Origin of the sequence: Actinomadura craniellae, from assembly GCF_003289645.1 — a bacterium.
Taxonomy (GTDB): Bacteria; Actinomycetota; Actinomycetes; order Streptosporangiales; family Streptosporangiaceae; genus Actinomadura_D; species Actinomadura_D craniellae.
Genome location: NZ_QLYX01000016.1, coordinates 1 through 22,883, shown reverse-complemented (window position 1 = coordinate 22,883; position 22,883 = coordinate 1). Strand labels below are relative to the sequence as shown.

The window sequence follows — 22,883 nt, the reverse complement described above, 5'->3', positions numbered from 1 at the left end:
TCCGGTCGAACGGGGCGCCGCTTCGGGGAGATGATTCCCCGATGAACACCCTGGTCTTCGGGCATCGCCCCGCCCGGTCGAGCCGGGCCCTGCCCCGGGCGGCCGCGGAACTCGGGCTGCGGGTGATCGAACTCGACGGTGAGCCGCTTCCCGACGCGCTGCGCGGCAGCGGCGCGCACCTGTACTGCGGGTTGCGCCGGGCCGACCGGCTCGCCGCAGGGCTGGGCATCGCCCTGCTGGAGGCGCCGCCCCGCTGGCTGGCCGACCTCCCGCGGGAGTTCACCGGCCGGGAGATCGTCACCATGCCCATCGAGCAGGCGTACCTGCTGCGCCGCCCGGTGTTCGTCAAGGTGCCGAACAGCAAGGACGTCCGCGCCATGACGTACGCCGACGGCAGCCGGCTGCCCGGCCCGGACGCGATCGACCCCGGCACGGTGGTGCTGGTCACCGAGCAGGTCCGGTTCCTGGCCGAGTTCCGCCTGTACGTGGCGGACGGGACGGTGCGCACCGGCAGCCAGTACGCCGCCGACGGCGAACCCGCCCTGGCCCCGCTGGACGGCCACCCCCGGCGGGCGGCGGTACTGGGCTTCGCCGTCGACCTCCTGGCCAGTGCGGCGCAGACCCTGCCCAGCGCGACCGTGGTCGACGTCGGCCTCATGCGCGACGCGACCGGAACGGAGCGCTGGAGCGTCGTCGAGGCCAACGGCGCGTGGGGGAGCGGCTGCTACGCGGCCGACCCGGCCCGCGCCCTCGACGTCATCCTGCGCTCGGCCCGCCCCCTGTCCGACCTGGACGCCCACGACCGCCGGTTCGTCCGCACCGGCCCCACGGACGCTGCCCCCACCCACCCGGCACGCTGAACCTCCCCTGCGCTGAAACCTCCCAGCGCGGATCCCGGGATCGGGACCACCGGCTGCGGTGTACCGATCGCCACGGCGCTACCCGGCGGCGGATCCTTCGGCATTCGGTGCGCCGTAACGCCCCGGATGCTGATCCAAGGGGTAGAGGCTCCGGGCCGCCGCTTTCCGTGGTCGGCCGGGAGCGGGAAAGGCCGCCGGGCGGGGCTCAGGTCGCCGGGTCGGTCTCCGCGAGGACGTCGAGGATCTGCTGGCCGTACTTGGCCAGCTTGTTCTCGCCGACACCGCTCACCGTGCCCAGTTCGGTCAGCGAGGACGGGACCCGGGCCGCGATCTCCCGCAGCGTGGCGTCATGGAAGATCACGTAGGCGGGGACGCCCTGCTCCTTGGCGGTGGCGCCGCGCCAGGCGCGGAGCCGCTCGAACAGCGGGACGGCCGACTCGGGCAGGTCGACCGGGGCGCCGCGCTTGGCCTTGGCCGCCTTGGCGGGCCGGGCGGCGCGCTCGGGTTCGCGGCGTAGCGGCACCTTGCGTTCGCCCCGCAGCACCGTGGTGCTCGCGGGGGTGAGCACCAGCGTGCCGTAGTCGCCCTCGACGGCCAGCAGCCCCTGGGCCAGCAACTGGCGGACGACCCCCCGCCACTCGATGTCGCGCAGTTCGGTTCCGATGCCGAACACCTTCAGGGAGTCGTGGCGGAACTGCTCGACCTTGGGCGTCCGCTTGCCGAGCAGGATGTCGACGATCTGGCCGGCCCCGAACTTCTGCCCCCGTTCCCGGTCGAGCCGGACCACGGTCGACAGCACCTTCTGCGCGGGGATCGTGCCGTCCCACGACTCCGGCGGGGCCAGGCAGGTGTCGCAGTTGCCGCACGAGGTGCCCTGCTGGCCGAAGTAGGCGAGCAGTTGCGTCCGGCGGCACTCGACCGTCTCGCACAGTGCCAGCATGGCGTCGAGGTGGACGCTCAGCCGGCGGCGGTGCGCGAGGTCGCCCTCGGAGGTGTCGATCATGCGGCGTTGCTGCACGACGTCCTGCAGGCCGTAGGCCATCCAGGCGGTGGAGGGCAGGCCGTCGCGCCCGGCCCGGCCGGTCTCCTGGTAGTAGCCCTCGATGGACTTGGGCAGGTCGAGGTGGGCGACGAACCGCACGTCGGGCTTGTCGATGCCCATCCCGAACGCGATGGTGGCGACCACGGTCAGGCCGTCCTCGCGCAGGAAGCGCGACTGGTGCTCGGCCCGGGTGCGGGAGTCGAGCCCGGCGTGGTAGGGCACCGCCGGGACGCCGTTCTCGACCAGGAACGCGGCGGTCTTCTCCACGGAGTTGCGGGACAGGCAGTAGACGATGCCGGCGTCGCCGGCGTGCTCGGCGCGCAGCAGTTGCAGCAACTGCTTCTTCGGGTCGTTCTTCGGGACGATGCGGTACTGGATGTTGGGCCGGTCGAAGCTCGCCACGAAGTGCCGGGCGTCGTCGAGGTTCAGCCGGGACGCGATCTCGGCGTGGGTGGCCTTGGTGGCGGTCGCGGTCAGCGCGATGCGCGGCACGTCGGGCCAGCGCTCGTGCAGCCTGGACAGTTCGAGGTAGTCGGGTCGGAAGTCGTGCCCCCACTGGGACACGCAGTGCGCCTCGTCGATGGCGAACAGCGAGATCGTGCCGCGGTCGAGCAGCCGCAGCGTGGACTCCACCGACAGCCGCTCGGGCGCCAGGTAGAGCAGGTCGAGCTCGCCCTGGAGGAAGGCGGCCTCGACCGTGCGCCGCTCGTCGAGGTCCTGCGTGGAGTTGAGGAACCCGGCCCGGACGCCCAGCGCCTGCAGCGCGTCGACCTGGTCCTGCATGAGCGCGATCAGCGGCGAGACGACGACGCCCACGCCCTTCCGCACCAGCGCGGGGATCTGGTAGCAGAGCGACTTGCCGCCCCCGGTCGGCATGAGCACGAGCGCGTCGTGACCGGCGATGACATGCTCGATGATCTCCTGTTGGTCGCCCCGGAACGAGTCGTAACCGAAGACGCGCTGCAGGGTCTGCGCCGCCTCGCTCGCCGTGGAGTCGATCTCAAGGGAGGTCATTCGCCAACTCTACGGAAATCGCCCCGGTCCCGACTCGGTAACCGCCCACCTGTGGAAAACCCGTTCGATCGAACACCTGTTTGAAGGCTGATGCTACGCTCGGCGGGTGATGGAGGGGTTCCAGGGGTCGCTGCTCGACTGCGGCGGCCCGGCCGGCCCCGGCCCGCTGGGAGCTTCGGTCCGGCGCACGCCGCTGGCCGGCGGCGCCTGGGTCGACGTCCGCCCGGGCTGGCTCGGGGGCGCCGACGCGCTGTTCGAGCGGTTGCTGCGGGCGGTCCCCTGGCGCGCCGAGCGGCGCCGGATGTACGACCGGGTGATCGACGTCCCCCGGCTGCTCGCCTTTTACCGCGAGGGCGAGCCGCTGCCCGACCCCGTCCTGGACGAGGCGCGGCGGGCGCTCGACGCGCACTACGCCGCCGAACTCGGCGAGCCGTTCCGCACGGCCGGCCTCTGCCTCTACCGCGACGGCCGCGACAGCGTGGCCTGGCACGGCGACACCGAGGGGCGCGGCGCGACCGAGGACACCATGGTCGCGATCGTCTCCCTGGGCACCCCCCGCCCGCTGCTGCTCCGCCCGCGCGGCGGTGGCCCGGTGGTGCGCCACGACGTCGGCCACGGCGATCTGCTGGTGATGGGCGGCAGTTGCCAGCGCACCTGGGAGCACGCGGTGCCCAAGACCGCCCGCTCCGTCGGCCCGCGCCTCAGCGTCCAGTTCCGCCCGCGCGGCGTCCGCTGAACCGGAGGCGGGTGATCGCGGACGGGCCCCGCGCGAAATCTCCGCAGCTGTGCGAGCATTTTATTTCGGAGTTTTGTTTGACGGGTGTGGGCTTTGGGGTGACTGATAGCCGGCGCCTATTTTTTTGTGTCCTGGCGGCGATGCTTTTCCGCACCGGGTGTTGTTGCCGGCTGGGCGTTCGGTTGCTCCTGTACCTCGAAAAGATCTATTGACATGGGGTCTGGGCTGGCGCCATTCTGTGGCCGATCATTCGATTGCGCGGTCGGCCGCGGCGGGATCTCGTTGGCCGGGGCGCTCGGCATGTCGGTATCCGCCCAGCTCGGGGCGGTTCTTTGGTGATGGCGACGGGTGCGGTGGTGCGGCCGTTGCCGTTGTCGCAGGTCTTCGGAGCTACGGAGAAGACCCTCTCGTAGTTCGCTGATAGATCTATTTGTGAGTGCTAATGGCCAATCCATTATTCATCTCTCAGGAATGGATCGCTGGCTGTGGAACGGTGTAGGCACGTAGGGCTGCGTAGTTCTCGATCTACTATTGACACACAGTTTAATAGACTTCATCCTGTGGGGCACCGTTTGATTTAGGTCGGCGCACTTACGTGTCCCAGTGGACTGGGTTCTTTTAGAGGAGGAAGACCGTTGTCCCTACGAAGACTGTCGTTCGTGGCCGCCGTGATGCTGGTGGCGGCCTCGCTCAGTACCGGTACCGCGGGAGCGGTCGGTAAGGCGGCCGCCCCCCAGGCTCCCCAAGCCGCCCCCGCCGCTGCTCCCGCCGCCGCCGTGCCGACCACCACGAAGGTCGTGCGCTACGGGCCGTTCACGCTCCCCGGGAACCCCACGGGGACCCACGAAGAGCGCGGCCTGCTGGCTGAGATCGCGGCCAACGAGTTCGCGTTCGACATCCCGCGCCCCTGTGACGACTGTTTCATCACCGGGATCCAGCCCGACTTCACCTACCCGGACGGCACGAACGCCAACGTCGACACCGGCCCGATGATGCACCACATCGTGCTCAACCATGCCCTGAAGCTCGACGTCACCTGCGCCTTCTGGCCACAGACGCTGGTCGGCAAGCGGATCTTCGCCTCCGGCAACGAGCGGACCGGCCGGACCCTGCCCGCGGGCTACGGCTACCGCGTCAACAAGGGCGACCGGTGGAACATGATCTACGACCTCATGACCATGAGCCCGGACGAGAAGACCGTCTACATCGAGATCACCTACACCATCGCCGACAGCAACTCCGGCCTCAAGCCGCTGACCCCGTTCTGGATGGACGCCGGCGGCTGCCTGCTCCCGTACTACGACGTCCCCGCCGGGGAGAACGTCAAGACCTGGGACTGGACCTCCTCGATCAGCGGCAAGCTCATCGCGATCGGCGGCCACGTGCACCACGGCGGCCACTCGGTGAAGCTCACCAACGCCACCACCGGACAGCTGTACTGCGACTCGGTCGCCAGGTCCGGCGAGACACCCGAATTCATCGACATGCACGGGAACAAGGAGATCTCGTCGATGACGACCTGTCTCGGTGATCCGGTGGCAACGATCAACAAGGGAGACCGATTGCGGATCTCCGCCAAGTACGTCTCCGACCACGGCCACAAGAACGTGATGGGAATCATGATCGGCTGGCTGGCCGAGGAATGACAGGCCCCGGTGGCCGGGGGCGGACGCGCCCCGGTCCCGGTCACCGGTAACCACCCGGTGAGCGCCGGAGGCCCGGCCTCCGGCGCTCACCGCAGACCCCTCCCGCACCGGCCACGTACCCCACGGCGGCCATCGACCCGGGCGGACCCCGCACCCGCCCCGCAGCACAGACGTCCCGATCACGAGCCCGTGACGGGCATCCGGCCCGGCCTTCCAGGCCGACCCTCAGCTCCGGTGGCCGGGGGCGAACGCGCCTCGCTCCCGGTCACCGGATTCCACCGGAGTCCTCTCGCCGCCGTGCGGCCGTATGTCGTTCGAGGAGTTCACCATGTCCGTGGATACTGCCGCCCGACCGTCGGTCGGGCCGCCCTCCCCTTCTGACCAGGGGGTTCGCTACCGGGCCGTGTGGCGGTGGCATTTCTACGCCGGTCTGGTCGTCGCCCCCGTACTGCTCGTCCTGGCGATCACCGGATCGGTGTACCTGTTCAAGTCCCCATACGAGGAATGGCGGTACCGGGACCTGATGGCCGTGCGGCCCGCCGGGACGGCGCAGCCGCTGGCAGCGCAGATCCGGGCGGCCACCGCCACGCATCCGGACCGGCCGATGGTGTCGGTGATCCCGGCGACGAAACCGGACCGCTCCACCAAGGTCACGCTGGCCGGGAAGGAGAGCGGCCCGTTCGCGCCCGGACTGTCGGTGTACGTCAACCCCTACACCGGCAAGGTGCTGGGGGAGGTCGACGAGTCCGCCACCCTGATGCGGAAGGTCCGCACCATCCACGGTGAGCTCATGGCCGGCAAGGTCGGCGACCGGATCGTGGAGGCCTCCGCCTGCTGGGCGCTCATCCTGGTGTGCAGCGGGCTGTACCTGTGGCGACGCGGCCCGGCCCGCAACAAACTCCGCAACCGCAAGGGCAACGGGCCCGGGACCGGAGCGGACGCGGCCACCGGCGCGGACGGCGCCACTCGCACCGGCGGCGGCACCCGCAACGGCCGTAACGGCCGGCCGCTGCTGCGGCGGGTGCACGCGCTGACCGGCGCGAGCGCCGGGATCGTCATCGTGTTCCTGATCCTGTCGGGCCTGCCCTGGTCGGGGGTGTGGGGCGAGGGGCTGAGCAACCTGTCCGCCCGCCTGGGCTCCACCGCTCCCGACGGGGAAAAGTACGCCCGCGAGTCCACCCCGCTGGCCGGGGACCTGACCCAGGACCCGGCCACCAAGGTGCCCTGGGCCGGGGAGAAACAGCCCGTCCCCTCCTCCACCCCCGGCGGCGGGCACGCCGGGCACGGCGGGCACACCGGCGGCGCGGTGGGGGCCATCCCCGTGGAGACCGCGCTGGCCGCGGCCCGCGCCCAGGCCACCCACTGCCCGCCCCCCGAGTGCGACTTCATCGTGCTGCTGCCCAAGGGACCGCGCGGCGTCTACACCGTCAACGTCGATTCACGCCGCGACCCCGGCCGGCAGCGCACTCTGCACGTGGACCAGTACTCCGGCAAGGTCCTTGGCTCCTACGGGTGGTCGGAGTACGGGGTGCTGGCCAAGGGCGTCGAGCAGGGCATCTCCCTGCACGAGGGCCGCCGTTACGGCCTGCCCAACCTGCTGGTCATGCTCGGCGCGTGCCTCGCGCTGATCACTTTGACGGTGACCGGGGCGTGGATGTGGTGGAAACGCCGCCCCGAAGGGAAACTGGGCGCCCCCGCCCGCCCGGCCGACAAACGCACCAGCTTCGGCCTGATCGCCATCATGGTCGTCCTGGGCGTCCTGTTCCCCCTGGCCGGCATCACCATGATCGCCGCCCTGCTCTTCGACACCCTCGTCCTCCGCCGCATCCCCGCCCTCAACCGCCGCTTCGGCTGAGCACCCGCCCGGCGCCCCCGGCACCCCCGGGGGCGCCGGGTACGCGGTCACAGGGAGTCGAAGGAGCCGTGCCGGCCGGCTCCGGCGGAGAAGCGGGCCGCGCCGTCGAGCGCGTCCGCCGCCAGCGACACCTGGCCGTGCCGGAACTCGGCGGCCAGTGCCTCCTGCTCGTCCAGCCCCTCCTGGTCCAGGGCCGACGCGCGGTCCTGACGCAGGCAGGTCTGCGGGAAGCGGGCGATGTCGGCCGCGAGTTCGCAGGCGGCCGCCACCGCCTGCCCTGCCGGGACGACCCGGTTGGCCAGCCCGATCCGCAGCGCCTCGGCCGCGTCCACCGGGCGGCCGGTGAGGATGAGGTCCATCGCATGGCTTCGTCCGATGAGGCGCGGCAACCGGACGGTGCCCCCGTCGATCAGCGGCACCCCCCAGCGCCGGCAGAACACCCCGAAGACGGCCGTCTCGTCGGCCACCCGCAGGTCGGCCCAGATCGCCAGTTCGAGGCCGCCGGCCACGGCGTGCCCGCTGATCGCGGCGATCACCGGCTTGGACAGCCGCATCCGGGTGGGGCCCATCGGGCCGTCGCCGTCGGGCTCGGCGCGGTTGCCGTCCGCGGTGCCGATCGCCCGCAGGTCCGCGCCTGCGCAGAACGTCCCGCCCGTTCCGTGGAGCACCGCGACGGCGGCGTCCGGATCGGCGTCGAAGTCGCGGAACGCCGCGGCGAGCGCCTCGGCGGTCGGCCGGTCGACGGCGTTGCGGCGCTCCGGCCGGTCGATGCCGATCAGCGTGACCGGCCCTTCCCTGCGGACGACGACCGTCATCAGCGCCCTCCCGATCGCTGCCGGCCCGCGACCGGTCGCGGGCCGGCGAAAGACAGCGGAAGAAGCCCACCCTAGGCCGTGCGTCCGGTGGGCTGTTCTGTCCCCGGCCACCGGAACCGCGAAGGCACCGGCCTGCTCGCCGGAGGTTCCGGAGGCGCGCCGGGGTTGGGCCCGGTATGGGCCTCAACATGGGCCTGTGGGCCCATGCCTGTCATTTGCCGGGAGGCATAAACTCCCCAGGTGATCGACCGGTGGAGGCTGGGGGCCGATATTCCTACGCACGGTGACCGTGGCGAGGCATCCCGCGACGCCGCCGCTGAATCCGGAATGTCCAGTGCATTGCAAGTTTCCGACACTTCGAGTGCGAAGCCCTGTCTCGCAATATCGTGAGGCCGACAGAACCTTCACCGCGGTCGGCTGAATGGCGGGCGGGGAGCGCCCGCACGCCTGGCCGGTGAGCCGATCCACGGGACGAAAGCTCGGGCGGGTGAGCCGAGTGAGGGAGGGATCCGGATGACGGTCGCCAGAAGGATCTCCCGTAATGCCGCCCGTTCCCGCACACCGGACGAGACCACGACACCGGCCGGAACGCGGCCCCAGCCGATGTCGCCCGAGAGATGGCGGCAGAGCGGTTCCCTGACCTGGCGGCGGACGTACCCGGGCCAGGCTGACCGGGTGGCGGACGCGCGGCGGTTCGCCGCGCTCCTGCTCGTCGACACCGGATGCGACCACGAGGCGAGGTTCGTCGTCTCCGAACTGGCCGCCAACGCGATCCTGCACACCCGGTCGGGCGAGCCCGGCGGCTGGTTCGGCGTCGAGATCGCCCTCGGCGACCATGTCCGCATCGCCGTACGTGACCTGGGCGGCGGCGCGGTCCCCGCCATCGCGCCGGGACGGCCCGCGGAGTCGTGGAGCGAGAACGGCCGCGGCCTGGCGGCGGTCGCCGCGCTGGCCCTGCCGATGGGCTACACCGGCGACCCGGGCGCCGGGCACACCGTCTGGGCCCATCTCGCCCTGCCCCGCCCGGGCCGGCCGTGAGCCGATCCGGCGCCGGCTTGGGACGGTGTTGGAGCCCGGCACACCCTACGGCCTGATATTTCACCCGACCTTGGGCGTCCGACTCATTTATCCCGCCAATGATCGAGGGAGGGCGTTCGGCAGACCATTCACACGACATGTGAGATCACTGCCATGTCCCACCACCTCGACTCCGAACCGGCCCGCCAGGACAGCCGGCTCGACATCACCGACCTCTACGTCTTCCGCGGCGAGGCGGGAACCGCCTTCGTCCTGGACGTGAACAGCTCGCTCACCGGACCCGGCGCACGACCGGGCTTCCACCCCGAGGCCCGCTACGAGTTCAAGGTCCACTGGGGCGGCGCGGCCCGGGAGGACCTCACCTACCGGGTGACCTTCGGCGAGCCGGACCGATCCGGCGGGCAGTCCATGGCCCTGCACGTCCTGACCGGCGCCGACGCGGGCGACGACACGGCGGCCGGCGACCTCCTCGCCGAGGGACGCACCCACGCCCCCGTCCCGGGCCTGGACGGGCTGCGGCTGTGGGCCGGCCGGGTCCGCGACCCGTTCTACGTCGACCTGACCCAGGTCCGCGCCATCAACGCCGCCGTCAAACACGGCACCCGGGTCGAACTGCCGGGCTGGAGCCCGGACGCGGCCAAGAGCGACTTCGCGGGCACGACCGTCCACTCCATCGTGCTGGAGACCTCCGACCGGGACCCCTATCTGGGCTCCGGCCAGGACATCGGGGTCTGGGTGGCCACGAAACTGGCCACCGACGCCGGCGGCTGGCGGCAGGTGAACCGGGAAGGCCACCCGATGATCTGGCCGATCTTCCGCCCCGACGACAGCGATTACGCCGCCCAGGCGAACACCGTCCACCCCGCCGAGGAACTGGACGGCGAGAACGACCACATCGCGCGGCTCGTCGCCCGCGCCGTCACCGCGCACGGCACCGCCGGCGACCCGGTCGCCTACGGCAGGGCCGTGGCCCGGCGCCTGCTCCCCGACCTCCTGCCCTACCGGACGGGCGCCCCCGGCGACTTCGGTTTCGCCCGGCACAATGGACGCACCCTCGCCGACAACGCGCCCGAGGTGATGTTCTCCCTCGTGCTGAACTCCGCGATGCGAACCGGGCTCACCGCCGAGCAGTTCTCCGACACCCGCGACGACCATTTCCCGTACGTGGTGGCGGACCCGCCCGCGACCGGCTGACCCGCAGGCGTCGTTTCCACGCGGGATCAGCCGATCAGAGCGGCGAGGAAGTCCTGTGTCGGCCGGTCCACCGAATAGAGGACCGTGCCCTTCATGCCGCGGGTGAGCAGGACCTTGTACGTGTTGCGGATGAGCCTGTCGGCGTCCTCGTCGCTGACGGTCCGCGGGCGGAGGGCGGGATCCCTGCTCTTCGTCCGGTCGGTGACCAACCGGCCGTCCCGGTAGACGATGTCGGGGCCGAGGACGACGCCGTTCCAGTCGTACTCGAAGCCCTGAGCCGTGTACACGCAGCCGACCTGCTCGAATCCGCCGTCCTGGGTGGCCCACAGTTCGCTGGGCGGGGCATCCCCCACGGCGCGATCTCCCTTGACGTTCCAGGGCCGGGCCCAGTCGCCGATCACCACGTCGGGGACCAGCCGCCCGTCTCGGGCGGCGCTCCAGGGCCAGCAGAATCCAGCGGTCATCCGCGCGGAGTCGCCGCCGCCCATCCGGCCGCGGAGCAGCGACTCGAGTTCGTGGGGCGAGTCGGCGAGGGCGACGTCGAAATGGTCGTCGTCCTGCCACGGTTCCGGACTGCCGCCGTCGAGACCGAGGAGGCGTAGCACCCATTCCTCGTACTGGAGGCTTCCGCCGCAGCGGAACTGCTCGTCCAGCGAGACCTCGACGACGGACAGTCCCTTGGACGCCGCGCGGTCGCGGATCTCCCGCACGGTGCCGATCTCTCCGGGCCGGACGACCTGGTGCTCGTCGAGCAGGAACACCGGAACCCGGGCCGCGTCGATCAACTCCTCCACCTGGGGCCTGCCGGTGCGCAGCCGCGCCGGGGTGAAGCGATTGGCCGACACCTCGCGGATGCGGTGCGCCTCATCACAGATCAGCACGTCGAGCCGGTTCTTCTCCGCGTCCACGAAGTTGTTGAAGTACTTGAACAGCGTCTTGGTCTTCGGGGACCCCTTGGCCACGTGCCGTCGCATCGTCTGCGTGAACGACTTGGACCCGGTCGCGTGCAGGACGCCGAGGCCCTGCCGCCACAACTCGCCCAACAGGGACAGCGCGATGACGCTCTTGCCGCTGCCCGGGCCACCCTTGATCACCACGACCGTCTTGACGTCCTCCCGCCGGGCCTTGTCCACCCGATTCAGGACGATCTCGTAGGCCAGGCGCTGCTCGGCGAGCAGGACGAACTGCTCCCGATTCTTGATCTCCTCGGCGGCGACCTTCAGCAACTGCTTGGAGGGACGCACCTTGCTGGACAGCAACCGGTCGGCCGCCCGCGCGCCCGGGGCCGGGGCGAACCGGTCGCGCAGGTACTCCACGAACGCTCCCCGGGTGCTCATCGTGAACAGCCGGGTCCGGTCGTTCTTCACCGCGTCGTACAGGTCGAGGACGTCACCGCGCTGCGCGTTGTGCAGGTAGGCCGCCGCGTGGACGGCGTCCGGGTGGTCGGCCAGGACGGTGGCGAAGTCGAGGATGTAGTCGCAGTAGCCCTGCGCCTGGAGTGCGGGATGGAGCTTGGGCTTGCCGCCCATGTTCTGGACCAGCACCCGGCGCGGGTCCTCCTCCCAGAGTTCCGCGTGACTCCACTGCTTCAACTCGACGACGAGGTAGGCGTCACCGCCCGTCCGGCGATCGACACCGGCGAGTACCACGTCGGCGCGCTTGCTGGTCAGCGGAAGCTGGTACTCGACGAGCATCTCGACATGGCCCAGCCCGGCGTCGACCAGGTCCTGCGCCACGACCGGCAGGCTGCGTTCCCAGGACCGCCGCTCGGACGCCGAGACGCGGACGCCGTTCTTCATCAACATCTGCTCGGCGATCACTTCGGCGAACTTGACCTCGGCCGGTGACAGCAAAGCCATGGCGGTGCGACGGAAGACCGTCACGGGACCTACCCCCAGGCAGCACGAAGATCTCGTGCGGTATGGGGGCGTGTCCCTGACCGGCGGTCAGCGGAAGCCCGTCGGGCCGCAACTCCTTACGCGAGCAGGCTAGCGGCGATCGCTGACGATCAGGGCGGTTCGCCCGATCTCAGGCGAGCGGGGGAGCCTTGCGGTACGTGCCGCGGTAGACCGCCGGGTCGTACCGCCGCTCGTTCTCCCGGTGCTTGTCCAGCGCGGCCTCGACCGGGTCGACACCGAGGACGTCCGCGAGCCGGACCAGGTAGCCGAAGACGTCGCCGAGCTCGGCCCGCACCCGGGCGGCGGCCGCAGGGTCGTCCATGACCCGCGCCGACTCCTCGGCCGTCAGCCACTGGAACTCCGCGACCAGTTCCCCGACCTCCCCGGCCAGCGCCATCACCAGGTTCTTGGGCGTGTGGTAATGCTCCCACTCCCGCACGGCCGCGAACTCCCGCAACCGCCCCGCCAGCTCTCCGATGTCACCCACCCGGCCAGGCTAGATCCCCGCACCGATCAGCCGGGACGACCCACCTTGAGGGCACCCAGGAAGGACGCCCACTCGCGGCGACCGAACTCCAGGACCAGGGCGGGATCGCCCTTGGAGTCGCGCACGCCGATGGCGCCATCGGTGGCACGAGCGACTTCGACGCACGCGCCATTGGGGTCGCTGTGACGTGCCTTGCGCCAGCGGAGGTATCGCGTGGTCATGTGCAGATCCATCTCATCGAGAGACCGGTGCTGATCAGCATGGCAGCCGCCATGCGAGGGCGTCGTGGCCCGGGACGAACACCCTTTGCTCGTGGGACGTGATGTCGATGCGGAAGTGCTCCAGAGCGGGAGAACCGGCGTTCCGCCATTCGGTCAACGCGGTTTCGATGAGGTCCCATGGCGGGGTGGGCCCGGTTTCCTGGACGGACCAGGTGTCGTCGTCGTGCCGGGTGACGGCCGAGACCGACCCGGTTTCCTGGTCCGCGTAGTAGTCGACCGCCGGGCCGGAGTTCATGCTCCTCCCGCCGTGCTGGGCCCGGGGGGCGGCGAGTTGCGCGATGAAGAGGGCCGTCGGGTCGTCGAGCGCGTCCGGGGGGACGGTGGCCGGTCGCGGTCGCGCGGAGTCCACCGGCTGGGTCTCGTGGATCTCGGTGGGCGGAGGTTGCTGGGAGCGCGCCATCATGAACGAGTACGTCTCGGGGAGGAAGCGGCCGGTCGCCGTCTCGTCGGCGTTGACCTCCACCTTCGCGTACGCCGAGCCGTACAGCCATCCGGAGAGGGTGGTGAGGACGGTCGCCCCCGGTCTTCCCTGGACGATCCATGCGGGCGGGATGCTCCGCACCGAACAGGTGGCGATGATCCGGTCGTAGGGGGCGTGGGCGGCGCACCCCGCGAGGCCGTCCCCCGTGATGAGCGTCGGCGTGTAACCGGCCTGGTGGAGGTTCCGCGCCGCGCGCGCGGCCAGCCCTGGATCGGTTTCGACGCTCACGACGTGCTCGGCGCCGAGACGTTCGCAGAGCAACGCCGTCGAGTAACCGGTACCGGTACCGATTTCCAGGACATCGGACCCGGTGTGGACGTCAAGATCCTCCAACATTGCCACGACCAGTCCCGGGAGAGTGGAGGACGAGGTCAGGCTTCCCGCGTGGATCGGTTCGCGCACATCCCCCGGATGGATTCCGCCATCGATCTGGGTGACCCATGTCTCGTCCTGGTAGGCGAGCCGAAGCCGCTCGTCCTCGCTGACGGTCGCGGGCGTCACCGGCTCCCACATCGTTCCCCGAGGAGTGCTCAGGCGACGGAAGAACTCGGGCACGAACAGGTGGCGCGGTACCGTTTCGACGGCACGCCGCCATTCCGGTGAGCGGAGGTCCCCGGAACTCCACAACCGCTCCGCGAGCCGCCGGCGCAGTACCTGATCGCTCATACCTTGCCGGTGCCCTCGCATCCGCCGCACTGTTCGGTTGAGCCCTTGTTGTCCTTCCCATCAGGCGTGACCGGGACTTTGCCGCGCCCGTTGCATACGGAGCAGTTCTCTTTCTTGCCGTGCTTTCCCAATGTCTCTTCCTCAATCCGTTTCTCGGATGTACTTGAGGAGAGCGGCCCAGTCGTGGCGGGTGAACTCAAGAACGCGTCCCGGGTCGCCCTTGGAGTCGCGTACGCCGATGGTGCCGTCCCCAGCCTGGGCCACTTCGACGCAGTTGCCGTTGGGTTCGGTATAGCTCGACTTGCGCCATCCGCTGTAATCCCTGGTCATGAGCCCAATCCTGTCTATGTAGTCAGTCGGTTCGCCATCCGGTCGAGAAACGCAAGGCTGTCGTCGGGGGACAACGAGGCGTCCTGGAGGCGACTGTGTATACCGGTATACCTTGCCACCTCGTTGCGCTTGGTGAGGATGATGTCGGTAGTGACGGTATCGACCACCGCGACCGAAGGATCTTCGGACTCAGGATAGGAATAGATCGAAAACGACGCTTTGGGAAGGAATCCTCCACCTATGCGCGTGTCGTGCGGTAGGACTTGAAAGGTGATGCGCTCACTCTCCATGACGACCGTGATGAGTTTGCGGAGTTGGGCGGCCATCACCTCAGGAGGTACGGCGAGACGATGGATCACGCACTCGTCAAGGACGCCCTCGTACGAGGGGCCGTCCGTACCCAACAGATGACGTTGCCGGGCGGTGCGGGCTTCAGCCATCCGGTCTGGCAGGTAGTCCAGAGGTCCCTGACATTCGTCCAGTTCGACCATGGCCGCGATGAACTCGGGCGTCTGTAGCGGAGCCGGAAGCCCTGTCTGGTTGTAGTCGCGGATGGTGGAGGCACCAGATTCAAGATCTGCATACAGACGCTGGCGGGCCCCCATGACGTTGGCGAACTGATCCCACCAACCTTTCCTGGCGGCGGTCCGGGCCAGATGAATGATGTTGTCGTGCTCCTTGCCGGTGACGTTCAGTCGTTCCAGCATGTCCATGATCTCGAATGCCTCGGGGCGGGTCTGGGCGGTCTCCAGTTTCGAGAGCTTTCCTCGTGACTGGAAAACAGCCTTGGCCACCTCGTCGGCGGTGAGGTTGCGGTCCTCACGCATCTTGCGTAGCGCGGCGGCCAGGCGGAGTCGACGGACGTAGGGGCTGAACATCGGTGGCCTCCCCGAGAGGCGTCCTGGGCCGCGATGGCCGTAACTGCTTGACTACTCGACGTATAGCCCATGGTTTGGCTGGTCAGGGCATGTCTGCCTGAGATGGGCAGGCCGCATGTGGCCACGAAATAGAACCGCCACGGTGCCGGGCCGCTCGGATGCTTGGCGGCGAAAACCGCCCCAGGAGCCAAGGTCGGGAGCCGAATCGATGGGTTGAGGGCCGGTCACAGTGTGAATATGAGGTCGCCGTCCGTGAGCGGGTGGCGATCACATGCCGAGCGTCCCTCTCCGGAGGTCCCCCATGCTGCTGACACATCCCCCCATGGCCGAGGCCGCGCCGCTGTACTGGCGGCGGGCCTTCCCCGGTGGCGCGGTGCAGGCCCGCGCCGTCCGCCGGTTCGTGGCCTGCCTGCTGGACGGGTGTCCCGTCCTGGACGACGTGCTGCTGGCGGTGGACGAGCTGGTCGTCAACGCCGTCCGGCACACCAAGTCCGGGCAGGCGGGCGGCTCGTTCACGGTCGGAGTCGTCCGAGACGGCGGCGGGGTCGCCGTGTCCGTCGCCGACCAGGGCGGGCCGGACGAGCCGGTCGCCCGGGACGCCGGCCCGCTGGCCGAGTCCGGGCGCGGGCTGCGCACCGTCTCGCTGACCGCCGCGAGCTGGGGCTGGCACGGCAACGAGTCGGGCCGCGTCGTCACCGCCGTGTTCACCGAACGCGCGGGGGACGGGTCGGGCGTGGCGGGTGCGGCGAGGTGGTCCGCGTGAAGCCCCCGGCCGCCGACCTGCACGCGCGGCTGCACGCCCGCGTCTGCTCGGCACTGCTCGCCGCGATGCGCGCCGACGTCACCGCCATCGACACCGTGGCGGGCCTCGCCACCGATCTCGACCCGCACACCGCCGGGTTCCTGCGGGAGTCCCGCCGCTTGGTGCTGGCCTGCGCCGCCGCCGTGTCGTCCGTCCTGGACGTGCACCGCCCCACCACCGCGCCGGACGCGCCCCGGGTGTGCCGCGAGTGCGGTACCGGCGGCTGCCGCACCCTGAACGCCGTCCTCACCGTGCTGGACGCCTACGCGGCGGGCCCCGCCGGGATCGACCGCGCCGAGGCGTGGCGCCGCGCCGACCGCTTCTTCAACGGCCGCGGCGGCCCGCCACTCCCGGTGGCCGTCGAGGACATCGGCGACGGCTTCGCCGCCCGCGCGTTCACCCCGTCCGAACCGACCGGCCCCCTCCTGGTCGTGGACCGCCGCACCGGCCGCCTCACCCGCTGGCCCCCCATGCCCCGCGAAACCCTCATCGCCCACTACCGCCACCACCGCACCGGCCTCCCCTGACCGGCTCCACCCGTGGCAAAGGACGTCCTTGTGCGGGAAGTGCCATGCGTTCCCGGCCTCCGGAGGTCACAGGGAGGCGGCGGGAGGCTCCATGGACGGCCATGGGCGTGTGCCATGCGGAGATCTGCGGAGAATCGGCATGGGACCGGGCGGCCTCAGGAGACGGGGGCGGGGAGCGGTGCTATCTCGCGGTCGAAGAAGTCCATCAGGGGTTCGCCCTCGTCCCACAGGGCCGCGATCTGAGCCCCGGTCGCCTTGACCACCTCGGGGTCGGTGACGCGGCGGGCGCCGCACGGGGCCCACCGCTCGTCGTAGCGGACCTCGTAGGCCACGCGCTCGCCCAGGACCACCACCTCGGGAACGGGCCGGTGCCGTTCGAGGTGCCCGAGCCGGGAGGCCTCGATGACCCGCAACTCGAACCCCTCCTCGACCAGTAGCCGGAAGTAATGCATTTCCCATTGCAGGTAGCGGCTGATCGGGAACTCGATGACCCGCAGTCTCCGGAAGGGCGTCCCGCGCCGGGCGAACAGCCGTGCCTCCTCGCGGGCGGCCGGGCGCTCTTCCTCGAAGACGCCGATCGCCCCCTGCCAGTCGCCGTCCATCAGCGCCCGCCAGGCCGGATCGTGCGGCTCGCTGAAGTACTGGGCCCGTTCGAGTTTCCAGATGTCGCCGGTGAGCCGGGCCCGTTCCGCGGCGGAGTCCCGGTGGTAGGCCGGGCGGTCGAGGATCTTTCCGTCGGCCTCGCGCAGCCGCTCAAGCATCGGCGATGTCCGGCTTGGCGGCCCGGAGCATCCTGCCGGGCAGGACCACTAAACGCTCGTCATGCCCGATCCGCACCCCGGCCGGCAGCCTCCCGGCGTACGTCTCGGTGAGGTCCCGGCCGATCATGGCGACGTCACCGTTGTCGAGTTCCCAGATCTCCGGGCAGTCGTCGCCGGTGCGGCTGTCGCCCAGTTCCGCGGCGGTCTTGCCCAGCCGGCGTTTGAAGGCGGCCGAGGGGTCGGCCTCCCAGGGACGTTCCATGGCGCTGCCTCCCGGACAGGCTTGGACCGGATGGCGCGATTTTCGCATGCGGGTGGCCGGTTGGCAGGTGCGCAGCCCACATGGACAGGGGAATCCGACCGCTGCGGCTACCGGCGCGGTGTGCTTCCTCGCCGGACGTCCCCTCGGCCATGGGGCGGGCTGTCCGTGGCGGCCTGGTCGTGCCATGCGGCGAGGAACGCGCCGGCCAGGTCGGAGGCGTGTTCGGTGAGGCTCGTCCGGTCGCCGGTCTGCTCGCCGCCGACGCAGCGCCGCGCGAACCTGGACAGGCTGTCGGCGGCCTCGTTGAGGGGGTGGCCGGTGTGGCCGGTGACGTGCTCGAACCGTAGCCGGGGACGTTCCGCGACCAGCTCGGCGAGCCGGGCCAGCGTGGGCTTCCCGCTCCTGCCCGGGGAGGCGGTGCGGGGGCGCATGCTGTACCCCTCGGGCATCGCGCCGACCTCGCCCGCCTGCCATCTGCGCAGGTAGCTGATCGCTCCCTGGCTGTCGGTCAGCACGGTCATCTGCGGGACGTCGGTGAGGTCTTCGAGCATCATGTGGACGGCGCGCAGCTCGCCGCTCAGCGCCCCGCCCCGGCGGTGCGGGTTGAGCCGGCCTTCGAAGATCCTCCCACCGCATCCCCAGCGGCCGTCGGTGGTGATGTAAGCCCAGCCGAGCAGGTCGCCCCGCCTGCGGCGCCCGCCTTTCTTGGCGGAGGCGTCGGTCGCGGCTATCAGCGGACCCGACCTCTCCTGCCCGGGAACCAATCCCCGCAGTCCCCGGTACATGATTGCTAAAGGCTTGGAGGTTGGGGGTGGGGCCGGGGACGGCGGCGGGAGCCTGGCCACCAGGGACTCGGCACGTCCCATCATCTCCGTGGCAGCGGGCAGGTCCTTGAGATACGCGGCGTCGAAGGCCAGGCGCACGAACTCGGCGACGTCCCGGTTCCGCCGCGGCCTGAAGAGGTGGGGACGCAACGCGACGGCCCGTTCCCGCAGCGCTCCGGGGAGCAGGCTCAGCGAGTTCTCGAATTCGGCGACGGTCAGCCAGGGGGTGTCGCTCATGGCGTCCTCTGCGGTGAGATCGCTTGCAGGAGCCTTGGTACGCCGCGGTGACGGCTCTCGGCGGGCTGATGGTCCAATATGGCCTATTTTTACTGATCCTGAGTAGGAAACGGGTAAGTTCCGCGAAGCGGGGCTCGGGCGTGTCCGCGCGCGACGCCCGCCAATACGGCGAGACGTAAAATGTCGTTCCTGTACGTGCAGTTTTGGTACACGCAGTGGCTTCGCGAACATGACGGGAACTTCCGGATCGCTCTTGGCGCGTGTTCGAAATCCGAACCCGATCGGTGTGGCCGTGCGATCTGTCCGGCCGCGGGCCGGTCGGTGCATACTCGGGGTCATGCGTGTGGGGTTGGCCCATCATTTCGGTTGGGCCGTGGCCATCACGGCGTCGGCCGACCACCAGGTCGTGGACCGTCGGCGGATCGAACTGATCGAGCCCGGCATGCCGACGGCGCCCATCCACCACGAAGGCAAACCCCTCGACGATGCTGCGGCCGCGGAGCTGGTGGCCCGGGTGCGGGCGTCGGTGGCCCGGGCGACGTCGGCTTCGCTGGACGAACTCGCCTCCGCACTGCGCGAGCCGATCATCTCGGTCTCGCTCCGCGCATGGCCCCCCGACTTCCCCGAAGACATCACCGTCCAGCGCCGTGCGCCGTACGAAAGTCGCGCGGATTCCGTCATGTACCGCCAGGTCCTGGCCGGGCTCGCACGTGAACGTGGCTGGACCGTCCACTGCTACGACGCCAAGAACGTGGAGAACCAAGCTGCCGGGATCCTGGCGGAGCGGGCCGAGGAGGTCCTGCACGGCCCGCGGGCCAGGTTTGGGCCGCCCTGGGGGAAGGACCAGCGGATGGCGCTCGCGGCAACGATCGTCGCCGCTGGATGTCGCGCCGTACCGGGGGCCTAGCGGATATTCGAGACCGGCGGGTTTGTATTTGTGTCACCCGACATGTTTCATGGAAATGATCATTTCGTTGAGCGGGGAGAAGGAGATTGCAACCATTTATCGGGTGGCCGATACGGGGGAAAGGTTCTGGGGGTGGAAGCGGCTGTTATTGACTTATCGCCAGGAGTGTCGAAGTATGCAATGCGGGCACGCAATCATGGGGGTCGCATGGTGTACATTCCCGTTCTCACTGAAGCCCTTCTGGTGAAGGGGGCTGTTGCTCTCAAGGCACTCCTGGCGGCAAAGGGGGCCGCTGTCTCTTACGGCGGGCACGTGGTGGCGCAGCAGGCCGGAGGCCAGGCTTTGCACGCACTCGCCCAGGGCCTCTTCGGCCAACACGCCGTAGGGCTTCTCCCGGCGCTCAGCAACGCCCTCCAGGTCGGCGCCGCGACCCTGGTTTTGGGCGGCGTAACCTACACGGTTGCCGAAGTGGCTGCGTACATCATCATGTCGCTACGGGAGGAGGGCTACTCGGATGCCGAGATCAGGCGGTTCCTGCTAGAGCAATACGGCATCGAGTGGTCATGACAACGATCTCCAGCACGGGTAGGCGTTTGACGTCCCGCCGGCCACCGGTCGCGGTCGGCGGGACGTCATTAGGTGAGGCCGATACAGGCGCGTGGGGCGCCCTGGTGGAGGTCCCAGCCATATGGGACAGAGCCGTCAAAACCTCACCGGCTCCCGGTCTTAGACTGTTTCCATGCGGACGCTTCTGAATGTGCTGTGGCTGGTGCTCGCCGGGTTCTGGCTGGCCCTGGGGTACGTCGCCGCCGGCATCATCTGCTGCATCCTCATCATCACGATCCCGTTCGGCATCGCCTCGTTCCGCATCGCCGGCTACGCGCTCTGGCCCTTCGGCAGGAGCATGGTGCGCAAGCCCGGCGCGGGAACCGCCTCCCTCATCGGCAACGTCATCTGGATCGTCCTCGTCGGCTGGTGGCTGGCCCTGGGCCACCTGGTCACCGGGGCGCTGCTGTGCCTGACGATCATCGGTATCCCGTTCGGCATCGCCAACTTCAAGCTGATCCCGATCTCCCTGACCCCGCTGGGCCACGAGATCGTGGACACCGGCGACTCCACCGCCTTCCAGCCCCCTCGGACCGCATAGCCGCTGACGCCGTACGACGCGTCCGCCCGGCCTGTCCGCCCAACGGCGGCGGTTCACTGGCCTAGGCCGGTGTCCAGCAACGTTCATCGTGCCCACACCACCGTCCGGTGATCTCCAGGATGTCGAGGATCTTCATGACCTCGGCGAGGTCGGGGCGGACGTGGGCGTTCTCCAGCTTGGAGAGCTTGGCGCGGGACCGGCACAGCCGCCGGGACAGCTCGTCGGCGGTCATCCCGCGCTTTTCGCGCAGCACGCGCAGTTCGGCACCCAGGCGGCGGCGTCGGACGAAGGGGCTGGTCACCGGTGACCTCCGGGGGATCAGGTCAGGAACGGTACGGGCCGAGCGGGGCGGGTTCCGGCATGTCCACACAGTGTTACCACGCGAAATCGGAGCGTTTCCATGAAATTCCTGTGTGTTCGGTGGCCGAAAGGCACCGCCCACCCGCCTTTCAGCGGCGTCCCGAACTCGAACATCCGAAATCCGAACGTTCGGATCGCGCACACGCCACCCGCGAGCGCCGCTCTCTCGCCCGTACCGTCCACCACCGATGCGGACAAAGAGCCGATTCCACCCGCCAGCAAGCACCCCCGCGGGGCGGAGGCGCTGGACCGGGTCGCTCAGGCTCCCACGGTTCCGTCGATGCCCTCGCGCAGGAAGTCCGCGTGCCCGTTGTGGCGGCCGTACTCCAGCAGCACGTGGACCAGCACCATCCGGAGCGAGACCTCCTCGTCCCACCGGGGCTGGTACCCGGCCAGGTCCAGCGACCCGGCCTCCCGTTCGATGCGGCGGGAGTTCTCGACCTCCGCTTCCCAGGCCGTGAAGGCCTCGGCCCTGGTCGACCCGCTCGCGTCGTACGCCGCCTGGAAGTCGATCTTGTCGGACCAGACCATCGGCGCGTCGTTGTCCTCGAACACCCGGCGGAACCAGGCGCGCTCCACCTCGGCCATGTGCCGCACCAGGCCGAGCAGCGAAAGCGTCGAAGGTGGCATCGACCGCCGCCGCAACTCCGCGTCGGTGAGCCCGTCGCACTTCATGGCGAGCGTCGCCCGCTGGTAGTCGAGGAAGGCCCGCAGCGTTTCACGTTCACTGCCGGAGTGCGGCGGTTCCATCCGGCGATCAACGGTCACTCGTCATGCTCCTCATCACCGGCCGGCCTCGGACGTTGCCGCAGGAAATCCGATCATGGCATGTGGGGTGCCCGTGACCCCAGAACACCCAAGCGCGTTTCGACTGGGTGCTGTCACGTATCGAGATCGCCGCGGTCACCGAGCAGATCGCCCACCGGGCCTCCCGGCTGCTGGCGGGTGCTTCGCTGCACGGTCACAAGTACGCCATCGACGCGCTCGTGGCCGCCACCGCGCTGCTGGCCCCCGGGCCGGCGGTGATCCTCAGCAGCGACCCTGAGGACTTGACCGTTCTGACCCAGGGGCGCGTCCGTATCGTCAAGGTCTGACCCGGGGCCGCCGGCCGGTTGTCAGCGGGGCCGGGCCAGCCGGGCCAGGGTGAGGTCCAGGGGCTGGACGCGGCCGTCGAGCGGTTGGATGCCGTCCCACCAGCAGATCGCGCCGATCTCGGAGTTCGGGACGAAGCCGTCGTGCGGGGTGGCCTCGATGGTGTAGAGCGCGGCGTACTCGGCGCGCTGTCCACGGGCGAGGAGGAACAGGGCGTAGCCGGCAAAGTCGAGGTCGTCGGCGCGCAGGCCGGTCTCCTCGTGCAGTTCCCGGGCCGCCGCCTGGCGCGGCGTCTCGCCGGGGTCGATCATGCCGCCGGGCAGTTCCCAGTAGCGGCGCCGCAGGTTAAAGCCCAGCAGTAGCCGGTCGCCGTGCCAGGCCGCGACCAGCGCGAGCGGCAGCGGCGCGTCGCCGAACCGGGTCGACTCGGCAACCCGGTGGAAGGCCACCAGCCTGTTGCCGTCGTCATCGACGGCGAGAGTGTCGCCCATACCCGTCTCCGCCACGTCACCGACCCCAGCGCAACCCGCTGCACCGACCATTCCTTCTCACCGTGGGCTTCGCCACCGCATGCGCTCACACCAGGTGATCCTTGAGGATTCAGGGTGTCATAGCACAATGCCACTAAGTTAGGCATGTTGCGAGGACGCGGATGGTAGGCGGCTCATTGTGTCGAGTTCCGCGATGATGGGGTTTCTTGACGATATAAGCGTTGTGGCGACCTCGTTTGATCACGCGTGGGT

The 22,883-nt window shown here is 69.8% G+C and carries 26 protein-coding genes; 12 read left to right on the top strand and 14 right to left on the bottom strand.

Translation table 11 applies throughout. The annotated features are described in order from the left end of the window. Window positions 1-41: 41 nt before the first annotated feature. Window positions 42-860 (top strand): ATP-grasp domain-containing protein, encoded by an 819-nt coding sequence (locus DPM19_RS27855; protein WP_111871030.1) that lies wholly within the window; start codon window positions 42-44, stop codon window positions 858-860. 205 nt (window positions 861-1,065) lie between these two features. On the opposite strand, the gene recQ is transcribed toward DPM19_RS27855, so the two are convergent. Continuing rightward, on the bottom strand, window positions 1,066-2,916 hold the full coding sequence (recQ, locus tag DPM19_RS27850) for a DNA helicase RecQ (RefSeq protein WP_111871029.1): 1,851 nt from the start codon (window positions 2,914-2,916) through the stop codon (window positions 1,066-1,068). Window positions 2,917-3,025: 109 nt separating this feature from the next. Here recQ and DPM19_RS27845 point away from each other — a divergent pair, with 109 nt between their 5' ends. The 3 genes from DPM19_RS27845 (at window position 3,026) to DPM19_RS27835 (ending at window position 7,153) form a co-directional block, all read left to right on the top strand. After that, window positions 3,026-3,652, top strand: coding sequence for an alpha-ketoglutarate-dependent dioxygenase AlkB (locus DPM19_RS27845; protein ID WP_111871028.1), 627 nt, complete (start codon window positions 3,026-3,028; stop codon window positions 3,650-3,652). A gap of 635 nt (window positions 3,653-4,287) precedes the next feature. Further along, the gene (locus tag DPM19_RS27840) at window positions 4,288-5,298 is read left to right on the top strand and encodes a hypothetical protein (protein ID WP_146779014.1); all 1,011 of its coding nucleotides are present in this window, start codon (window positions 4,288-4,290) and stop codon (window positions 5,296-5,298) included. Between the two features lie 328 nt (window positions 5,299-5,626). Further along, complete coding sequence (locus tag DPM19_RS27835; RefSeq protein ID WP_158566918.1) at window positions 5,627-7,153, top strand: PepSY-associated TM helix domain-containing protein; 1,527 nt, start codon at window positions 5,627-5,629, stop codon at window positions 7,151-7,153. Window positions 7,154-7,200: 47 nt separating this feature from the next. Here DPM19_RS27835 and DPM19_RS27830 read toward each other — a convergent pair whose 3' ends face one another. Then, the gene (locus DPM19_RS27830; RefSeq protein ID WP_111871025.1) at window positions 7,201-7,968 is read right to left on the bottom strand and encodes a crotonase/enoyl-CoA hydratase family protein; all 768 of its coding nucleotides are present in this window, start codon (window positions 7,966-7,968) and stop codon (window positions 7,201-7,203) included. A gap of 513 nt (window positions 7,969-8,481) precedes the next feature. On the opposite strand from DPM19_RS27830, the gene DPM19_RS27825 reads away from it, so the two are divergent. Next, on the top strand, window positions 8,482-9,006 hold the full coding sequence (locus DPM19_RS27825; RefSeq protein WP_111871024.1) for an ATP-binding protein: 525 nt from the start codon (window positions 8,482-8,484) through the stop codon (window positions 9,004-9,006). A 153-nt stretch (window positions 9,007-9,159) separates the two neighbouring features. Next, on the top strand, window positions 9,160-10,200 hold the full coding sequence (locus DPM19_RS27820; RefSeq protein ID WP_111871023.1) for a DUF4331 family protein: 1,041 nt from the start codon (window positions 9,160-9,162) through the stop codon (window positions 10,198-10,200). Between the two features lie 26 nt (window positions 10,201-10,226). Here DPM19_RS27820 and DPM19_RS27815 read toward each other — a convergent pair whose 3' ends face one another. The 6 genes from DPM19_RS27815 to DPM19_RS27790 form a co-directional block, all read right to left on the bottom strand. After that, a complete protein-coding gene (locus DPM19_RS27815; RefSeq protein WP_233510812.1) occupies window positions 10,227-12,083 on the bottom strand; it encodes a DUF2075 domain-containing protein in 1,857 nt (618 codons plus the stop codon). 145 nt (window positions 12,084-12,228) lie between these two features. Continuing rightward, window positions 12,229-12,585, bottom strand: coding sequence for a nucleotide pyrophosphohydrolase (locus DPM19_RS27810; protein ID WP_111871022.1), 357 nt, complete (start codon window positions 12,583-12,585; stop codon window positions 12,229-12,231). A 26-nt stretch (window positions 12,586-12,611) separates the two neighbouring features. Continuing rightward, window positions 12,612-12,806, bottom strand: a complete 195-nt coding sequence (locus DPM19_RS27805; RefSeq protein ID WP_111871163.1) for a DUF397 domain-containing protein — start codon at window positions 12,804-12,806, stop codon at window positions 12,612-12,614. 34 nt (window positions 12,807-12,840) lie between these two features. After that, a complete protein-coding gene (gene tgmC / locus DPM19_RS27800) occupies window positions 12,841-14,013 on the bottom strand; it encodes an ATP-grasp peptide maturase system methyltransferase (RefSeq protein WP_111871021.1) in 1,173 nt (390 codons plus the stop codon). 141 nt (window positions 14,014-14,154) lie between these two features. Beyond that, window positions 14,155-14,343: a DUF397 domain-containing protein gene (locus DPM19_RS27795; RefSeq protein ID WP_111871020.1), complete on the bottom strand. Its 189-nt coding sequence runs from the start codon at window positions 14,341-14,343 to the stop codon at window positions 14,155-14,157. A gap of 14 nt (window positions 14,344-14,357) precedes the next feature. Further along, complete coding sequence (locus DPM19_RS27790) at window positions 14,358-15,221, bottom strand: helix-turn-helix domain-containing protein (protein ID WP_111871019.1); 864 nt, start codon at window positions 15,219-15,221, stop codon at window positions 14,358-14,360. Window positions 15,222-15,522: 301 nt separating this feature from the next. On the opposite strand from DPM19_RS27790, the gene DPM19_RS27785 reads away from it, so the two are divergent. After that, the gene (locus DPM19_RS27785; RefSeq protein ID WP_111871018.1) at window positions 15,523-15,984 is read left to right on the top strand and encodes an ATP-binding protein; all 462 of its coding nucleotides are present in this window, start codon (window positions 15,523-15,525) and stop codon (window positions 15,982-15,984) included. Beyond that, window positions 15,981-16,550 (top strand): hypothetical protein, encoded by a 570-nt coding sequence (locus DPM19_RS27780; RefSeq protein WP_111871017.1) that lies wholly within the window; start codon window positions 15,981-15,983, stop codon window positions 16,548-16,550. Before DPM19_RS27785 ends, DPM19_RS27780 begins: the two co-directional genes overlap by 4 nt. Before the next feature lie 155 nt (window positions 16,551-16,705). Here DPM19_RS27780 and DPM19_RS27775 read toward each other — a convergent pair whose 3' ends face one another. The 3 genes from DPM19_RS27775 to DPM19_RS27765 form a co-directional block, all read right to left on the bottom strand. Next, window positions 16,706-17,311 (bottom strand): DUF6879 family protein, encoded by a 606-nt coding sequence (locus DPM19_RS27775; RefSeq protein ID WP_111871016.1) that lies wholly within the window; start codon window positions 17,309-17,311, stop codon window positions 16,706-16,708. After that, window positions 17,304-17,573: a hypothetical protein gene (locus tag DPM19_RS27770; RefSeq protein ID WP_111871015.1), complete on the bottom strand. Its 270-nt coding sequence runs from the start codon at window positions 17,571-17,573 to the stop codon at window positions 17,304-17,306. Before DPM19_RS27770 ends, DPM19_RS27775 begins: the two co-directional genes overlap by 8 nt. Before the next feature lie 107 nt (window positions 17,574-17,680). Beyond that, window positions 17,681-18,634: a ribonuclease HI gene (locus tag DPM19_RS27765; protein ID WP_158566917.1), complete on the bottom strand. Its 954-nt coding sequence runs from the start codon at window positions 18,632-18,634 to the stop codon at window positions 17,681-17,683. 373 nt (window positions 18,635-19,007) lie between these two features. Here DPM19_RS27765 and DPM19_RS27760 point away from each other — a divergent pair, with 373 nt between their 5' ends. The 3 genes from DPM19_RS27760 (at window position 19,008) to DPM19_RS27750 (ending at window position 20,688) form a co-directional block, all read left to right on the top strand. Further along, window positions 19,008-19,541 carry a hypothetical protein gene (locus tag DPM19_RS27760; protein ID WP_199485320.1) on the top strand — a complete coding sequence of 178 codons (534 nt, stop codon included), beginning with the start codon at window positions 19,008-19,010 and terminating at the stop codon, window positions 19,539-19,541. A 207-nt stretch (window positions 19,542-19,748) separates the two neighbouring features. Continuing rightward, window positions 19,749-20,108, top strand: coding sequence for a hypothetical protein (locus DPM19_RS27755; protein ID WP_111871012.1), 360 nt, complete (start codon window positions 19,749-19,751; stop codon window positions 20,106-20,108). A gap of 172 nt (window positions 20,109-20,280) precedes the next feature. Continuing rightward, window positions 20,281-20,688: a YccF domain-containing protein gene (locus tag DPM19_RS27750; protein WP_111871011.1), complete on the top strand. Its 408-nt coding sequence runs from the start codon at window positions 20,281-20,283 to the stop codon at window positions 20,686-20,688. A 61-nt stretch (window positions 20,689-20,749) separates the two neighbouring features. On the opposite strand, the gene DPM19_RS27745 is transcribed toward DPM19_RS27750, so the two are convergent. Beyond that, entirely contained in the window at window positions 20,750-20,989 is a 240-nt protein-coding gene (locus DPM19_RS27745; RefSeq protein ID WP_111871010.1) for a helix-turn-helix domain-containing protein, read from the bottom strand. Between the two features lie 317 nt (window positions 20,990-21,306). Beyond that, window positions 21,307-21,816 (bottom strand): DinB family protein, encoded by a 510-nt coding sequence (locus DPM19_RS27740; protein WP_111871009.1) that lies wholly within the window; start codon window positions 21,814-21,816, stop codon window positions 21,307-21,309. 107 nt (window positions 21,817-21,923) lie between these two features. On the opposite strand from DPM19_RS27740, the gene DPM19_RS27735 reads away from it, so the two are divergent. After that, entirely contained in the window at window positions 21,924-22,142 is a 219-nt protein-coding gene (locus DPM19_RS27735) for a hypothetical protein (protein WP_111871008.1), read from the top strand. A gap of 21 nt (window positions 22,143-22,163) precedes the next feature. Here the strand turns inward: DPM19_RS27735 and DPM19_RS27730 are convergent, their stop codons facing one another. Then, window positions 22,164-22,631, bottom strand: coding sequence for an NUDIX domain-containing protein (locus DPM19_RS27730; protein WP_111871007.1), 468 nt, complete (start codon window positions 22,629-22,631; stop codon window positions 22,164-22,166). Window positions 22,632-22,883 lie beyond the last annotated feature (252 nt).

Coding starts and splice junctions, on each gene's coding strand:
- DPM19_RS27770 (WP_111871015.1), bottom strand. CDS start 17,573: ATGGAACGTCCCTGGGAGGCCGACCCCTCGGCCGCCTTCAAACGCCGG.
- DPM19_RS27830 (WP_111871025.1), bottom strand. CDS start 7,968: ATGACGGTCGTCGTCCGCAGGGAAGGGCCGGTCACGCTGATCGGCATC.
- DPM19_RS27775 (WP_111871016.1), bottom strand. CDS start 17,311: ATGCTTGAGCGGCTGCGCGAGGCCGACGGAAAGATCCTCGACCGCCCG.
- DPM19_RS27730 (WP_111871007.1), bottom strand. CDS start 22,631: ATGGGCGACACTCTCGCCGTCGATGACGACGGCAACAGGCTGGTGGCC.
- DPM19_RS27755 (WP_111871012.1), top strand. CDS start 19,749: ATGGTGTACATTCCCGTTCTCACTGAAGCCCTTCTGGTGAAGGGGGCT.
- DPM19_RS27820 (WP_111871023.1), top strand. CDS start 9,160: ATGTCCCACCACCTCGACTCCGAACCGGCCCGCCAGGACAGCCGGCTC.
- recQ (WP_111871029.1), bottom strand. CDS start 2,916: ATGACCTCCCTTGAGATCGACTCCACGGCGAGCGAGGCGGCGCAGACC.
- DPM19_RS27845 (WP_111871028.1), top strand. CDS start 3,026: ATGGAGGGGTTCCAGGGGTCGCTGCTCGACTGCGGCGGCCCGGCCGGC.
- DPM19_RS27825 (WP_111871024.1), top strand. CDS start 8,482: ATGACGGTCGCCAGAAGGATCTCCCGTAATGCCGCCCGTTCCCGCACA.
- DPM19_RS27765 (WP_158566917.1), bottom strand. CDS start 18,634: ATGAGCGACACCCCCTGGCTGACCGTCGCCGAATTCGAGAACTCGCTG.
- tgmC (WP_111871021.1), bottom strand. CDS start 14,013: ATGAGCGATCAGGTACTGCGCCGGCGGCTCGCGGAGCGGTTGTGGAGT.
- DPM19_RS27785 (WP_111871018.1), top strand. CDS start 15,523: ATGCTGCTGACACATCCCCCCATGGCCGAGGCCGCGCCGCTGTACTGG.
- DPM19_RS27750 (WP_111871011.1), top strand. CDS start 20,281: ATGCGGACGCTTCTGAATGTGCTGTGGCTGGTGCTCGCCGGGTTCTGG.
- DPM19_RS27795 (WP_111871020.1), bottom strand. CDS start 14,343: ATGACCAGGGATTACAGCGGATGGCGCAAGTCGAGCTATACCGAACCC.
- DPM19_RS27790 (WP_111871019.1), bottom strand. CDS start 15,221: ATGTTCAGCCCCTACGTCCGTCGACTCCGCCTGGCCGCCGCGCTACGC.
- DPM19_RS27805 (WP_111871163.1), bottom strand. CDS start 12,806: ATGACCACGCGATACCTCCGCTGGCGCAAGGCACGTCACAGCGACCCC.
- DPM19_RS27835 (WP_158566918.1), top strand. CDS start 5,627: ATGTCCGTGGATACTGCCGCCCGACCGTCGGTCGGGCCGCCCTCCCCT.
- DPM19_RS27855 (WP_111871030.1), top strand. CDS start 42: ATGAACACCCTGGTCTTCGGGCATCGCCCCGCCCGGTCGAGCCGGGCC.